This window comes from Marinobacter flavimaris (assembly GCF_045057155.1).
GTDB lineage: Bacteria > Pseudomonadota > Gammaproteobacteria > Pseudomonadales > Oleiphilaceae > Marinobacter > Marinobacter manganoxydans.
In genome coordinates, this window is sequence record NZ_CP171359.1 from 3,666,689 (window position 1) to 3,682,364 (window position 15,676).

A 15,676-nucleotide genomic window follows, 5' to 3' on the forward strand; every position below is an offset into this window, starting at 1 on the left:
GTCGGGCTTTAGTGCTAGGATATAGGGATACCCGCACCTGATACCAGACAACGAGAGTCCATGCCCCACCATCTGATGAACCTGCGCCATGTACCCGATGACGAGGCCGAGGAAATCCGGGCCCTGTTTGATGCCCATGAGGTGGCCTATTACGAAACGCCGCCCAGCCGCTGGGGCATCAGTATGGGTGGTTTCTGGGTTCACGATGACGATGAGGCAGCCCGGGCCCGGGCGCTGTTGGATGGGTATCAGCGGCAACGTTATGAAACCCAGCGGCGGGCCTACGAAGAGCACCTGGCCCGCGGTGAATCCGGCGGTTTCTGGTTCATGCTCAGGCAGAGGCCAATACGGACACTGGCGGCCTGCATTGCCATTCTGGTGATCATGGGCCTGAGCCTGCTGCCGTTCATCCGGATCGGATAGCGACCCGGCAATCAGTTGCTTTTCTTTCGGTCGAGGAATGCGATTGCCTCGTCAACCGCATCGCCGGCTGTGAGAAAGCTGGTGACATGTCCTCGCAGATGCATTTCATAGAGTTCGCTGTATACCTGATGACTTGCGAGTGCGTCCCGGAAACGTTCGGCCTGGCTGAAGGGCACAAGCATGTCCACGGCGCCGTGAAACAGGAAGAAGGGCGGTGCGTTGGCCGTCACGTGACTGATCGGTGAGGCACTGCGATAGGTGTCCGGCATCGCCTGCTGCTCGCCACCGAGGAACTGCCGGATCAACTTGCCCGAACCGAACGCCATGAGGTCAGACGGCAAGCCGCCGGCGACAACAGCGTGCAGCTGGGACTCCGGCCCGCCGTAGGGCTGGTTCAGCTCGCTGTCGGAGCTTGCCACCAGGGCCAGCAGGGCAATCAGATGGGCGCCGGATGAAAACCCGAAACCACTGACTTGCTTGCGGTCGAGGCGGTATTTGTCGGCATGCTCGTTCAACCACTGGCGGGCGAGCTGGAGATCATGCAGCTGCGCCGGGAAGGTGTATTCCGGTGCAAACCGGTAGTCGATGTTCAGCACCGCGAAACCGCGGCTGGCCACTTCTTCCGCGATCCAGGCCATGTCTTCACGGGACCGTCGTTGCCAGCCACCCCCGTGAACCATCAGGACCACCGGATGGCGATGCCCTGAGGCCCCGTTTTCGGGCAGGTAAAGGTCGGCGAACAGTCGTTGTGGCCAGTTATCGGGGGAGAACTGTACATTGCGCTCTACCTGAAAGGATTGTTCTCCCGGCAAGGCCGCGTTCTCTGGTCCATTGTGGTGGGTCGCGCATCCGGCCAGCAACAGCAGGCTGCCAATCACGCCGACCAACCCACCCCGTCTGCCCCCTATTCGATAACCGGGCACTGGGCTCTCCTTTTTCAGGCGAATTGAGGTTTCACACCAAATTTACGACAGACTGATATTGATGGATGCCGGTACGGGGCGGGTTGCCTTATCCAGACTCCATTGTCCGACATTCAGTACAGTGTCCGGTTTCAAGGACAATCTCTGCAAGGCTCGCAATAGGCGTGTTTTTCGATGATTGCCGGCCCCGGGGCTGTCCGGAAATCCGGAATTATTCTCTAAGGCTCAAGTAAGAGGTAAATTTAATTTTTATAAATCATAGACATAGCCAATTGGCACAGGATGCGCATGGCGTTCCCGGGGCCCGGCTTGCGGCCTGGTCTGTTCGTTTACAACAACAAACAAGGAACGATCATGAAACGAATAATGCTCTGCGCCCTGATCGGCGCCACGGGGTTGACCCTCTCAGCCTGCAAGGATAATCCACCGTTCAACGAAATCCCCGATTTCATTCAGGGCGATATCAGTCAGACCAGCTACGACGGTATTACCGATGACCTGCTTACTGCGGGCCTGGGTGCCAGCGGTCTGGCCAGTGCGCCCGGGCCTGCATTCGCAGACCCTTTGAACCCTACCGCTGCAGAACTTCGACGGTTGGCGATCTATAACAACTATCGCGCACTGGTGGATACCGCCCCCGGAGGCGGTTATGGGACCTTCTTTGGTCCGCAGGTTAACGCCAGCGGTGAAGGCCTGATTGCGGGTGAAGAATTCATTGCCTACATGTCTGTGCCCGGAACCGACGTGCCGGTTACGGTGATGGCCCAGGTGCCCGATAGCTTTGACCGGGATCGACCCTGCATGGTCACGGCGCCGTCCTCCGGCTCCCGGGGCATCTACGGTGCTATCGGTACGGCTGGCGAGTGGGGCCTGAAAAAAGGGTGTGCTGTCGTATACACCGACAAGGGCACAGGGACCGGTTCCCATAACCTGGCTACAAACACCGCCCAGCGGATTGATGGCACGCTCACCTCCGATGTCGAACCAGTGCAGTTCCGGGCCGACCTGACCGATGGGCAGCGAGCGGATTTCGACAGCGCCTGGCCGGATCGGTTTGCCTGGAAGCACGCTCACTCCAGAGCCAATCCGGAAGCCGACTGGGGCCAGCATGTGCTGCAGTCCATCGAATTCGGGTTTTACGTGCTGAACGAGAAGTTTGGCCGTGAGCTGGGCAACGGCCAAACGCTTCTGACCATCAAACCCAAAAACACCGTGGTCATTGCCTCCAGTGTCTCCAACGGTGGTGGTTCTTCCGTCCGTGCAGCCGAGCAGGATACGAAGGGCCTTATCGATGGCGTGGCGGTGTCCGAGCCCAACGTGAACCCGCAGGTGGACCGAAGCTTCACCATACGCCAGGGCGAGGGCCCGGAGATTACCGAGCACAGCCGCAGCCTGCTGGATTACACCACGGCACTTGCGGTCTATCAGGGTTGTGCCAACCAGGCGCCGGCGATCCGGGACGATGCGCCATTGAACGCCACCTTCAATCCCCCTGCAATCGGCGAGAATATCTGTAACTCCCTTGCCAACAAGGGGCTGGTAAGTGGTGCCACGCTGGATGACCGAGCCACAGACGCGCTGCGCATCCTGAACGAGGACTTTGGTATTCAGCCGGAGCAGAATCTGCTGGCGCCGGTGCACTTCGGGCTCGCCGTAGCCCAGAGTATTTCCATGACTTATGCCAATGCTTATGGTCGCGCCGGTGTCGAGGATCGTGTCTGTGATCTCAGCCTGGCGGCAGTGGATGGCGCCGGGGCAGTGGCTCCGATAGCGCCGGGGGTAGAGGCCGCTCTGTTCTCTATCAGCAATGGCATTCCGCCGTCGGCCGGGGTAAACATCGTCTACGATGGTGCCGATGGTCAGCCCACCAATCTGCCGGCCAGTGCTTCACCAAGTACCAACCAATTGGACTATGGCCTGGATGCACTGTTGTGCCTTCGTAGCCTTGCCCAGGGCAACGACGCCGTCAGCGGAGCTGATCTGCAGGGCTCTGACGCCGAGCTGGCAACGGCTATTGCCGAGGGTATCGCCGAAGTCCGTGCCTCGGGTGATCTGCAGGGCAAGCCGACGATTTTCGTGACCGGCCGTGCCGATGCGATTCTACCCATCAACCACACCTCCCGGCCTTATTTTGGCCTGAACCAGCGAGTGGAAGGAAAGAAAAGCAACCTGCGGTACTACGAAATCCTGAACGCGCATCACCTGGACGTACTTAATGGGTTCCCGGGCGTTGCTGACCGGTATGTGCCGTTGCACCACTATTATTTCCAGGCGCTGGACCTGGTCTGGGCGAATCTGACTGAAAAGCAGGCGTTGCCGCCAAGCCAGGTAGTCCGGACGGTGCCACGGGGCGCTATCACAACACCGCTGGCGGAGGTCAACCTGCCGGCGATCAATCCCGCGCCGGATGCCGGCGACCGGATTGTCTTTACTGACAACCAGGTCCGGATCCCGGAATAAGTGTGACACGCGCCGGCCCGTTGCGGGGCCGGCTTCGTTTGCCCCCGGTCCGGGGGCCCCATATACTTCCGTCACTGCACCCGGCCTGTCGGGTGCGAGGGTTATCCAGATGAATGACATTCGACCCGTTGGTGCGCGGTACATGACACAGCTGTTTTCTGACAACAATAAAAGTGGCCTGACCAGAGACCTGATCGAAGCCCTGTTTCCCATGTTCGAGGAAGCCAGCGCCGGTGCCATCGCCGTGGACTGCGATGCACGGATTACCTGGATTAACAGCAGCTACTCCCATCTTCTTGGCCTGGGCGATCCGTCTACCATCATCGGCAAACCGGTGCGCCAGCTGATCCCTCACACCCGAATGCCCGAAGTGGTCGAAACCGGTAAACCCCTGCTGCTGGACATCATGGAGCACAACCAGCAACAGTTGGTGGTAACGCGCCTGCCGTACTACGACGACAACGGAAAAATCGTCGGTGCCGTGGCCTTTGTACTTTACGACGACCTTCAGCCCCTGACGCCACTGGTGTCGAAATACCGTCGGCTCCACCAGGATCTGGCGGCCGCACGCAAGGCGTTGGCGAAAAAGGCACGAGGTACTCGCTACAGCCTCGGTGATTTCGTTGGTGCCAGCCCGGCAGCGCTGGAGGTCAAGCGTCGCGCGCGCTTGGCGGCCGGTCGCGATATGCCGGTTCTACTGCTGGGAGAAACGGGCACCGGCAAGGAAGTACTCGCCCAGGCGATTCATACGGTCTCGGGACGTGCGGAGAAACCGTTCGTGGGAGTGAACGTGGCCGCCATTCCGGACAACCTCCTTGAGGCCGAGTTCTTTGGCGTCGCACCCGGCGCCTACACCGGTGCCGATCGCCGCACCCGGGAAGGCAAGTTTCAACTGGCCAACGGTGGCACCCTGTTTCTCGACGAGGTGGGTGACATGCCGTTGCCGCTGCAGGCCAAGCTGTTGCGGGCCCTGCAAGAGGGAGAGATTGAACCGCTGGGCTCCAACAAGGTGGTTTCGGTGGATGTTCGGGTTATTGCTGCCACCAGCAGAAATCTTGAGGTCATGATCTCCGAAGGAACTTTCCGCTCCGATCTTTATTACCGCCTTAATGTCCTGGAAATCCCCATTCCACCCTTGAGGGATCGGCTGGCGGATCTCGGTGTGCTCTGCGAAGCGCTTCTTGAAGAGATCTGCGAGGGTCTGGAGTTGCGTGGTGAGATTACGGATGCTGGCGTCTCGGCGCTGGGCAGTTATGACTGGCCGGGCAATATCCGCGAGTTGCGCAACGTTCTTGAGCGGGCAATGACCATGGGCGAGGAAGGCGGCTTGCTCGATGCCGACGCGATTTTCAAGGTGTTGCCCCGAGCCGGGACACGTCCGGTGTCTTCTCTGGCGCCGCAACCGGTGAGGCCGTTGTCCCAGACACTCGCCGAGGCAGAGGCCCAGGCCATCGAAGAAGCTCTGGTGGCAAGCCGTGGCAACCGTACCCGGGCTGCCAAGCTGTTGGGTATATCCCGATCTGTTCTGTACGAGAAACTGGCCAAGTTGTCCTGAAATCCGGACGACTGTCTGCCCATCCGTACAATCCCTTACGACTGACGTCTAATGATGTCCTAAATTCCGGACACTTTTCTCCGTGCCGGCCCCGGCCTTAATTTATAACTAACTGAATTATATCAATAAAATTAAGATGGCATAGTGTCTGCTATATCCGAGGCGCAGGACGTCAGAACAATGCAGCGAACAAGACTGACGCTAACTGTTGGACCCCACGACTTACCTTGTCCGTCTGTTCCTGCATTCTCTGACTATACTCAGATCAGGCCCCGGCTATCCGCGCCAGGCCAGGTACAATAACAATGTTAGGAGACTTGCCAATGAAACTTCTCAAGGCTCTCACCGGTGTGGCCGGTGCGATCGCTCTTACCACGGGCTCTGCGTTTGCAGAAGATCTGCGCTGGAAAATGCCCGTTGCCTTCGCCACCAACCTTCCGGGCCTCGGTTCTCCCGCCGCCTGGGTTGCAGATAACCTCACCACCGCCTCCGATGGCAGCATCCAGGTCCGTGTCTATGAGCCCGGCAAGCTGGTTCCGCCGTTCGACATCCTGCAGTCCGTCTCAGACGGCAAGGTATCCGCTGGTTACACCTGGATCGGCTATGACCAGGGCAAAGTGCCTGCAATTCCCCTGTTCGCCGCTGTTCCCTTCGGCATGAAGCCGCCTGCCTATATCGGCTGGTACTACTACGGTGGCGGTCATGAAATGCTGCAGGAAACCTATGCCAACAAGGGCTTCAACGTTCACGCTCAGCTGTGCGGTATCATTGGGCCCGAGACAGCCGGCTGGTATTCCGAGCCCATCGAAACACTGGAAGACTACAAAGGCCTGAAGATCCGCTTCGCCGGTCTCGGTGGTAAGGTTCTCGAGAAACTGGGCGCCTCTGTCACCATGATGCCGGGCGGCGAGCTCTACCAGGCACTGGAGAAGGGCACCATTGATGCCACCGAATTCTCCATGCCCGCCATCGATCAGATCCTTGGCTTCAACCAGGTGGTCAAGTACAACCTGTTCCCGGGCTGGCACCAGCAGTTTACAGCCCAGTACATGCTGATCAACAAGGACGAGTGGGCACGAGCCACCGAAGCCCAGAAGGCGCTGGTTGAGGCTTCCTGCACCGCGGCAACCACTCGTGGTCTGGCCGAGGGCGAGTACAAGAACGGCAAGGTTCTGGCCGAGTTCCAGGACAAGGGCGTTCAGGCCGACCAGATCCCCCGCGAAGTTCTGCTCAAGCTGAGGGAAGTAACCCAGGAAGTGCTGGAAGAAGAAGCGTCCAAGGATGCCGACTTCAAGCGTGTCTATGAAAGCCAGCAGGAGTTCATGGAATCCTACAAGATCTGGGATACCCGCGCCTATGTTCCGGCGGACCTCTAAGGTTCGGGGCTGACCCTGGGCACCGGACGCAATTCCGGTGCCCACTGATATAGTCTGGATGGCCCTGCGGGGCCATCCTTGTTTAACGACAGGCTTTCTGAACGAGGAACTGTTGTATGGCAGTGTCTGATAAAGGCTCACCGCCCGATGTGCACGCATCGGCGTCGGACGCCGGTCAATTTATTCATCATCACACAGTGTTTCCGACCACCTGGCTAAGCCAGGTTTTGGACGCTGTGATTTCTGCGATAGGCAAGAGTGCGTCCTGGCTTTGGATTGTGGTCACCGGCGTGATCATCTATGCGGTAGTGGGTCGCTATGCCTTTGGCATGGGGTCGGTCACTCTGGAAGAAGTCCAGTGGCATCTGGCCGGTGCGGGCTGGTTGCTGGGGTTGGGCTATACCCTGGTTACCGACGATCATGTCAGGGTCGACGTGATCCATGAGCGCCTGTCACTGAAAGGTCAGGCCTGGATTGAACTGTTTGGCCTGGTATTCCTGTTGTTGCCGTTTCTCGTGCTGGCGGTTTACGAAATGATCCCGTACGCAGTCAGTTCCTGGGAGCAGGGTGAGACCAGTCAGGCACCTGCCGGGCTTCCCTACCGCTGGATCCTCAAGGGCGTTCTGGCACTGTCCTTTGTGCTGCTGATTATTGCTGCCCTGTCCCGTCTGCTGAAAGTCACTGCCCTGCTTTTCGGCTTTCCGAAGCCAATCCGGGTCGAGTCCGGTGAGACCAAGAAAGAGGATGCGTCCTGATGGAGCTTGAAACCCTATTTGTAATCGGCATGTTCCTCACCTTCGGGGCGCTGCTGATGACCGGCTATCCGGTTGCTTGGGTACTGGGCGGCACCGCGGTTATCTGGACCGTTGTTGGTGTCGTCGCCGTTGAGAATTTTGGAGCCAATCTGTGGTTCGATTATCAATCTTCCATGGGGCTTGTGCCCGAGCGAATCTGGAAGGTGGTCAGTAGCGAAACCCTTGTGGCACTGCCCATGTTTATATTCATGGGCATCATGCTTGACCAGTCCGGCGTAGCCGAGCGACTGATGAACAGCATGGTCAAACTGTTTGGCGCCGTTCGCGGCGGCTATGCGGTGACCGTCATCGTTATCGGCGTTCTGTTGGCCGCGACCACCGGTATCATCGGGGCGTCCGTAGTGCTCCTCGGCATGTTGTCCCTGCCGGTAATGATGGAGAACAAGTACGACAAGGGCTTTGCGGTGGGTACGGCGTGTGCCACCGGAACCCTGGGTATTCTGATTCCGCCCTCCATTATGCTGGTTCTGATGGCCGACCGCCTGGCGGTTCCCGAGGCGTCAGTCGGTGACCTGTTCATGGGCGCCTTCTTCCCCGGCCTTATGCTGGGTGCCATGTACGTGGCCTACGCGATTATCCGTCCGATGCTGCAGCCGAACATTGCGCCGGTGCCGGAAGGTACCGAAAAAGTGAGCTGGGCCATCGTCTGGGAAGTGGCAAAGGCAGTAGTGCCAACCGCCGCGTTGATCCTGGGCGTACTGGGTTCCATCTTTGCCGGCATAGCGACTCCAACGGAGGCTTCCGGTGTGGGCGCCCTGGGTGCTCTCCTGCTGGCACTGATGTCTGGCCGACTGAACCTGAACGTGCTGAACTCTTCCATGCAGCAGACGACGCGCACGGCGGCGTTCATCTTTGCCATCTTCCTGGGTGCCACCGCGTTCTCCGTGGTCCTGCGGGGTCTGGGCGGCGACCAGGTGATCGAGGACGCCCTGTTGGGTCTGCCGTTCGGCCCTTATGGTGTGGTTCTGACCATTCTGTTCGGCGTATTCCTGCTCGGCTTCTTCCTGGACTGGGTGGAAATCACACTGATCATCCTGCCGCTGGTTGCCCCGGTTGTGCAAAGCCTCGGCTTTGATCTGGTCTGGTTCACCATCCTGTTTGCCATGTGCCTGCAGACTTCTTTCCTGACGCCGCCGGTCGGATTTGCGCTGTTCTACATCAAGGGTGTGGCGCCGCCAGAGATCGCCGTTACCGACATCTACCGTGGCGTTATACCGTTCATCATTATTCAGCTGGCAGCGCTGGCTATTGTGTTCGTGGTACCGGAAATCGCGACCTGGCTGCCCAGCGTGGCTTACGACTAAGGAGAAAATAACCATGCGTCTGGAAAACCGGATTGCTTTGATTACCGGTGCCGGTCGCGGCATCGGCCGGGCCATTGCCGAGGCCTACGGCCGCGAAGGCGCCAAGGTCGCTGTGGCTGACCTGACACTCGAGGCGGCCCAGGACACCGTAGATGCCATCGAGCAGGCCGGCGGCACTGCCATCGCCCTTGAAATGGATGTCACTGACGAAGATGCAGTTAACGTAAACGTCAATTCTGTGGTTAAACAGTGGGGTGGTCTGGATATCGCCATCGCGAACGCCGGCATCCAGCACATCGACCCGGTGCACAAGCTGGCCTACTCCGATTGGCGCAAAGTCATGAATGTGCATCTCGATGGCGCATTCCTGGTGACCCGCGCGGCACTCAAGCACATGTACGAGAGTGGCGGGGGCACCATGCTCTACATGGGGTCGGTGCATTCCCAGGAAGCCTCGCCCCTGAAAGCCCCATACGTGGCGGCCAAGCATGGCATGCTGGGGCTGTGCCGGGCGGTGGCGAAAGAGGGTGCGGAACACGGGGTGCGGAGCAACATCATCTGCCCCGGGTTCGTGCGCACGCCTCTGGTGGACAAGCAGATTCCGGAACAGGCCAAGGAGCTGGGCATTTCCGAAGAGGAAGTGATCAGTAAAGTTATGCTCAAGAACACTGTGGACGGCGAATTCACGACCCTGGAAGACGTGGCAGAGTTGGCGGTTCATCTGGCTGCATTCCCCTCTGCGGCTTTGACTGGCCAGTCCATCGTAGTCAGTCACGGCTGGCATATGCAGTAACATTCAGGAGATATGGATGAGCAATGAAGAACAATCACCGGTAGTCTGGTCTCCGTCGGAAGACACCCTGGCCAATTCCCGTATGGGCCAGTTCAAGGCCTGGCTGGAGCAGCAGGGCTTCGGCCCGTTTGCTGACTACCACGCACTGCACCAGTGGTCCATTGATGAGCTGGAAACCTTCTGGCAAAAAGTCTGGGATTACTGTGGTCTTGTCTGCGATACACCGGCTGAAAGAGTACTGGGCAAGCATGAAATGCCGGGCGCCGAATGGTTCCCCGGGATGAAGCTGAACTTTGCCGCCAACCTGCTGAGGCTCGCAGATGGTGAGCACCGCGATCGCGAAGCCGTGGTGGCGTACTGTGAAACCCGTCCGGTGCTGCGTCGCACCTATGCCGAACTGAAAGCCGACGCCGGTGCCCTGGAAGCCTTCCTGCGAAGTAAAGGCATCAAACAGGGTGACCGGGTAGCCGGTGTTGTTACCAACGGCTATGAAGCCCTGGTGGGGATGCTGGCCGCTACAAGTCTTGGGGCCATCTGGAGTTCCGCTTCACCGGATTTCGGCATCGGCGCGATTCTTGACCGCTTTGGCCAGATCGAACCTTCAGCTCTGATCGTCGTGAACGGCTACGGCTACGGCGGCAAAGTGTTTGCGCGCCAGCAGGATTTTGCCGAGCTCATTGCCGGCCTGCCAACGCTCAAGGCGGTTGTCAGTGTCCAGCAACTGCCAGACGAGGCTCCGATTTCGGGCGATCTGGTGACTACCTGGGAAAACGCCCTCGCTGCTGGCGAAGGAACGGCTCCTTCCTTTACGCCTCTGCCTCCGGATCATCCGGTGTATATCCTGTATTCCTCTGGCACCACGGGCAAACCCAAGTGCATCGTGCACGGCAATGCTGGCCTGCTGGTCAATCATGCCAAGGAGCTGATGCTGCACGGCGACGTTGGTCCCGAAGACCGGTTCCTGTACTTCACCACCTGTGGCTGGATGATGTGGAACTGGCAGGCCTCCGCCCTGATGACCGGCGCCGCCGTGATCACCGTTGATGGCTCTCCGGGTTACCCGAGCCTGAACTTCCTGTGGGACACCGTTGCGGAAGAGAAGGTCACCCACTTCGGAACCAGCGCCCGGTTCATTGCCGGCTGCCGCAAAGGCGAACTCAAGCCCGCAAAAACCCTGGATCAGAGCAATTTGCGAGTGGTGTTTTCCACCGGCTCACCGCTGTTGCCGGAAGACTATGACTGGGTCTACAGCGATGGCGCCCCCGAGGCCCTGCTTGGCTCCATTGCCGGTGGCACGGACATCTGCGGCTGCTTCGTGGGTTCAACGCCACTTCTGCCTGTTCGCCGCGGTGAAATCCAGTGCCGTTTCCTGGGCGTCGACGCGGTTGCCTACGGCGACGATGGCCAGCCGGTCAGTGAAGGTCGCGGCGAGCTGGTCTGCCGTCAGCCGCTGCCATCCATGCCCGTTAGCTTCTGGCAGGATCCGGATGGCGAGCGCTACCGCGACGCCTACTTCAACACCTTCCCGGACGTATGGGCCCACGGTGATTTCATCGAGTTCACCGAGCACGGCGGGGCTATCATCTATGGCCGCTCTGACGCCACCCTGAACCCGGGCGGCGTTCGAATCGGTACCGCGGAAATCTACCGCCAGGTCGAAACCGTGGCCGAGGTCAAAGACAGCCTCGTTGTCGGCCGTCAGATCGACGGCGACGTGGAAGTGGTTTTGCTGGTGGTTCCGGCCGACGGCCAGGAAATCACCGACGATCTGCTGAAACAGCTCAAGAGTCGAATCCGCGAAGGCGCCAGCCCACGGCACGTGCCCAAGCACATTGTGGAGGTGAACGACATTCCGTACACCCGCAGTGGCAAAAAGGTGGAATTGGCAGTGGCCCGTCTGATCAATGGTTCGAAGAAGGCGGACAATCGGGATGCTTTGGGGAACCCCGAAGCGTTGGATCACATTCGGGAGCGGTTGGCCGAGGTTGGGCTGTTGCCCAGTTGAAGGTCTGAAATCTGATGGAGGCTGTCGGTTTATGCTGTGCTAATCCGACTTACTCTCTTGATTTTGTCGACAAAAATGCTTCCGAGAATGGCCTTGATTGACCGCGCGGAGGCACACCGAGAGGCCCGGTGAGCGGCAGAAGAACCCCTTTCCAAAACTGTGCGGAGCCAGGGATGGCGGAGCCCAAGCGTCACAGGGATGTGCCGTTAGGAGCGTGTTTTGGAAAGGGGTTCTTCTGCCGCTCTACCCGAATGTCCGATGTTAGAAAGTTTCGTAAATTCCCGCCATTTCATCGTCTTGTAACCGAAGATCAGGCATTTTTAGTCCGTTCTTATACTAAGATCGTAACCAAAATTAACGAAAAAATGGTATCTTAGTAGCCCTATCAAAAGTTCCTAATCAGTCATTGCTCAGGTCGGACGTTCAAAAGACGCCTGACCCCGCCATGACCGTCCTGAACCCACCCATTAGCCTGAGGACGAAAATGACATCATCCAAAGCCAAGATTGTCTACACACTGACCGACGAGGCGCCAGCCCTCGCAACACGGTCGCTTCTTCCCATCCTGGAAACCTACGCCAAGCCGGCTGGTATTGAATTCGAAACCAGCGACATCTCTCTCGCGGCGCGTATTCTGGCGAACTTCCCGGATTATCTGGAGGAAGATCAGCGGGTTCCGGATGCCCTGGCCGAACTGGGTGAATACACCAAGGACCCGGACGCCAACATCATCAAACTGCCGAATATCTCAGCGTCCATTCCCCAGCTGCGGGCCGCAATCAAGGAGCTGAACGAGCAGGGTTACAACGTTCCGGAATACAAAGAAAATCCGGAAAATGACGAAGAGAAAGAAATCCAGTCCCGTTATGCCAAGGTTCTCGGTAGTGCCGTTAACCCGGTTCTGCGTGAAGGCAACTCCGACCGTCGTGCGCCGACTGCCGTAAAGGCTTTTGCCCGCAAATACCCGCATTCCATGGGTGAGTGGAGCCCGGCCTCACGCACCCACGTGGCCCACATGCGCGGTGGCGACTTCTACTCCAGCGAGCAGTCTGTCACTCTCGACAAGGCGACCAAAGCCAACATCGTGTTCGAGAACAAGCAGGGTAAGCAGACGGTTCTGAAGGCCGACCTGCCGCTGCAGGAAGGCGAAGTTCTGGACGGCATGTTCATGAGCAAGAAGGCGCTGGTGAAGTTCTTCGAGGACGCCATTGCCGATTGCGAGAACACCGGTGTCATGTTCTCCCTGCACGTGAAAGCCACCATGATGAAAATCTCCCACCCGATCGTGTTCGGTCACGCGGTGAAGGTTTTCTACAAGGATCTGTTCGACAAGTACGGTGAGCTGTTCGACGAGATCGGCGTGAACCCGAACAACGGTCTGTCGAGCGTGGTCGAGAAGATCAAGCAACTGCCGGAATCCAAGCAGGAGCAGATCCAGGAAGACCTGCACGCCTGTTACGAGCACCGTCCGGAAATCGCCATGGTCGATTCCGTCAAGGGCATCACCAACCTGCACGTTCCAAGCGACGTCATTGTTGATGCTTCCATGCCGGCGATGATCCGTAACTCCGGCAAGATGTGGGCGCGTGACAACAAGCTCAAGGACACCAAGGCGGTTATGCCCGAGTCCACTTACGCCACCATCTACCAGGAAGTGATCAACTTCTGTAAGACCCACGGTGCCTTCGATCCCACCACCATGGGGACCGTACCGAACGTCGGTCTGATGGCGCAGAAAGCCGAAGAGTACGGCTCTCACGACAAGACCTTTGAAATCAAGGAAGACGGTGTTGTTCGCGTTGTTGCCGAAGACGGCACCGTGCTGACCGAGCACAACGTCGAGAAAGGCGACATCTGGCGCGCATGCCAGACCAAAGACCTGCCGATCCGTGACTGGGTCAAGCTGGCGGTCAACCGTGCCCGTGCCACCGGTATGCCTGCCGTGTTCTGGCTGGACGACGAGCGTGCTCACGACGCCCAGCTGATCCAGAAAGTGAACACCTATCTGAAGGATCACGACACTGAAGGTCTGGATATCCGCATCATGTCCCCGGTTCGCGCCATCCGCTGGACCATGGAGCGCCTGATTCGCGGTCTCGACACCATCTCCGTGACCGGTAACGTACTGCGTGACTACCTCACCGACCTGTTCCCGATCCTCGAGCTGGGTACCAGTGCCAAGATGCTGTCCATCGTTCCGCTGCTCAACGGCGGTGGCCTGTACGAGACCGGTGCCGGCGGTTCCGCACCCAAGCACGTTCAGCAGCTGATCCAGGAAAACCACCTGCGCTGGGACTCCCTGGGTGAGTTCCTGGCTACTGCGGTCTCCCTGGACGAGCTGGGCGAGAAGCAGAACAACGAGCGCGCGCGTCTGCTGGGTCAGACCCTGGACAAGGCCACCGAGCGTCTGCTGGAAAACAACCAGTCTCCGTCCCGGGTAACCGGCGAGCTCGACAACCGTGGTTCCCACTTCCACCTCGCCCGCTACTGGGCAGAGGAACTGGCCAACCAGGACAGCGACAAAGAGCTGAAGGAGTTCTTCACCAAGCTGTCTGCCCGGCTGGAAGAGAACAAGGACAAGATCCTGGAAGAGATGACGGTGGTTCAGGGCAACCCGGCGGATATCGGTGGCTACTACCACCCGCCGATGGAGAAGGTCTGCGAAGTGATGCAGCCGAGCGCCACGCTGAACCGGATTCTCGAAGAAGCTCGCGCATCCGTGAAGTAAGTCAGCCTGTGAGCATCCGGTTCAACAGCCGGATGCCCTCAAAAAAACCGGACAACCCTGGCGGGTTCTCCGGTTTTTTTATGGCTGTATACCGGGCGTTCATTCCTTGTCCGGTTCGTCCTGATAGCCTTTGCCGGTTTCGCCGGCTCGCCTGAGCTGAATCAGGGTGAGTGGGGGTCCCACCAGTTCAAAGATCACCGTTGCACCAATGACCAGAGGCAGAATATACGTCAGTTCCGGCAGCCGTTCTGTGGCCAGCAGTGCCAGGCCTAGGGCAACGCCGGCCTGGGGCATGAGGCAGGCGCCGATCCGTTTCCGGGTATGAGATGCAGAACCGGCCAGATAGCCGCCGAACCGTCCGCCGGCCAACCTGCCGGCAATCCGGGCGGCAACATAGGCGAGGCCCAGTGCGCCGAGGGTTGGCAGCATGGCCCACTCGAGCTGGTAGCCGGCCATAAAGAAGAACAGGGCCAGGAACGGCTCGGAAACCCCTTCAATTGAGCGGAACGGGCGCACATGATGCCTTGCCCGGTTGGCGACCACGATGCCGAGGGTCATGCAGGTCAGCAGATAGGAGAGACCAAGAAATAACGCGATACCGGCGGCTACAAAAACAAACCCGGCGGACTCGAGCAACATCGGCTCGCCGGGCCGCAGCCGGCCCGTAAGCCAGGCCATAGGCAGACCCAGGACCGTGCCCAGCAGAACCGCCCCTCCGACATCCAAAAGACCGACTCCGAGGGTCGAAAGCCCGGTACCGCCTTCGCCCAGCAGCAGTTGTGCACCGACCAGGCAGATACTGAACAGGATGGCGCCCCAGGCATCATCAATGGCGACGACCTGGAACACCAGCCGGGTCAGCGGACCGTTCGCACCAGCTTCCTTCAACGTATCAAGTGTTGCTGCCGGTGCTGTTGCTGTTGCGATGGAACCCAGGAGCAGCGCAGCGGGTAGATTACGAGTAACAAGCCAGACTGCAACGGCAACAAATGCCGCCGTCACCAGAGTGACCGCGAGGCTCACAATCACGGCTTCCCGGCCTTCTGACAGGTTTTTCACTGCCATGCGCTCGCCCAGCAGGAAGCCGACCATGGCAAGCGTTAATTGGGTAATGAATCCGAAGTGATCGTCTGCACCTGCTGGCAGAAGATCCAGAAGTTCCGGCCCGGCAAGCGCCCCAAGCAATAGCAACAGGGTAACCCTGGGCACGTGTATGCGCTGGCCGATGCCGTGTGCGGCAAGAGCCAGCAGCAGGGTGCCGCCGATTAGTAGCAGATCCGTTGCGTGATTCACG

General features: G+C 58.9%; 11 protein-coding genes. 9 read left to right on the forward strand and 2 right to left on the reverse strand.

Translation table 11 applies throughout. The features are described from left to right. Positions 1 to 60: 60 nt before the first annotated feature. Positions 61 to 423 carry a DUF6164 family protein gene (locus ACGK9W_RS17125; protein ID WP_405417814.1) on the forward strand — a complete coding sequence of 121 codons (363 nt, stop codon included), beginning with the start codon at positions 61 to 63 and terminating at the stop codon, positions 421 to 423. Between the two features lie 11 nt (positions 424 to 434). On the opposite strand, the gene ACGK9W_RS17130 is transcribed toward ACGK9W_RS17125, so the two are convergent. Further along, entirely contained in the window at positions 435 to 1,346 is a 912-nt protein-coding gene (locus tag ACGK9W_RS17130; protein WP_286810616.1) for an alpha/beta hydrolase, read from the reverse strand. A 354-nt stretch (positions 1,347 to 1,700) separates the two neighbouring features. Between ACGK9W_RS17130 and ACGK9W_RS17135 the strand changes: the two genes are divergently transcribed. From ACGK9W_RS17135 to ACGK9W_RS17170, 8 genes are all read left to right on the forward strand, one after another. Next, positions 1,701 to 3,806: a 3-hydroxybutyrate oligomer hydrolase family protein gene (locus ACGK9W_RS17135; protein ID WP_405417818.1), complete on the forward strand. Its 2,106-nt coding sequence runs from the start codon at positions 1,701 to 1,703 to the stop codon at positions 3,804 to 3,806. Between the two features lie 142 nt (positions 3,807 to 3,948). Then, a complete protein-coding gene (locus ACGK9W_RS17140; protein ID WP_014578922.1) occupies positions 3,949 to 5,361 on the forward strand; it encodes a sigma-54-dependent Fis family transcriptional regulator in 1,413 nt (470 codons plus the stop codon). 323 nt (positions 5,362 to 5,684) lie between these two features. Beyond that, positions 5,685 to 6,737, forward strand: a complete 1,053-nt coding sequence (locus ACGK9W_RS17145; protein ID WP_273084090.1) for a TRAP transporter substrate-binding protein — start codon at positions 5,685 to 5,687, stop codon at positions 6,735 to 6,737. A gap of 116 nt (positions 6,738 to 6,853) precedes the next feature. Beyond that, the gene (locus ACGK9W_RS17150) at positions 6,854 to 7,492 is read left to right on the forward strand and encodes a TRAP transporter small permease subunit (RefSeq protein WP_405417822.1); all 639 of its coding nucleotides are present in this window, start codon (positions 6,854 to 6,856) and stop codon (positions 7,490 to 7,492) included. After that, positions 7,492 to 8,856, forward strand: coding sequence for a TRAP transporter large permease subunit (locus tag ACGK9W_RS17155; protein WP_008176768.1), 1,365 nt, complete (start codon positions 7,492 to 7,494; stop codon positions 8,854 to 8,856). Before ACGK9W_RS17150 ends, ACGK9W_RS17155 begins: the two co-directional genes overlap by 1 nt. 13 nt (positions 8,857 to 8,869) lie before the next feature. Next, positions 8,870 to 9,649: a 3-hydroxybutyrate dehydrogenase gene (locus ACGK9W_RS17160; RefSeq protein ID WP_008176771.1), complete on the forward strand. Its 780-nt coding sequence runs from the start codon at positions 8,870 to 8,872 to the stop codon at positions 9,647 to 9,649. Positions 9,650 to 9,665: 16 nt separating this feature from the next. Continuing rightward, on the forward strand, positions 9,666 to 11,654 hold the full coding sequence (locus tag ACGK9W_RS17165) for an acetoacetate--CoA ligase (protein WP_008176774.1): 1,989 nt from the start codon (positions 9,666 to 9,668) through the stop codon (positions 11,652 to 11,654). A gap of 484 nt (positions 11,655 to 12,138) precedes the next feature. After that, complete coding sequence (locus tag ACGK9W_RS17170; RefSeq protein WP_008176775.1) at positions 12,139 to 14,382, forward strand: NADP-dependent isocitrate dehydrogenase; 2,244 nt, start codon at positions 12,139 to 12,141, stop codon at positions 14,380 to 14,382. A 99-nt stretch (positions 14,383 to 14,481) separates the two neighbouring features. On the opposite strand, the gene ACGK9W_RS17175 is transcribed toward ACGK9W_RS17170, so the two are convergent. Further along, positions 14,482 to 15,675, reverse strand: a complete 1,194-nt coding sequence (locus ACGK9W_RS17175) for a cation:proton antiporter (RefSeq protein ID WP_008176779.1) — start codon at positions 15,673 to 15,675, stop codon at positions 14,482 to 14,484. Position 15,676 lies beyond the last annotated feature (1 nt).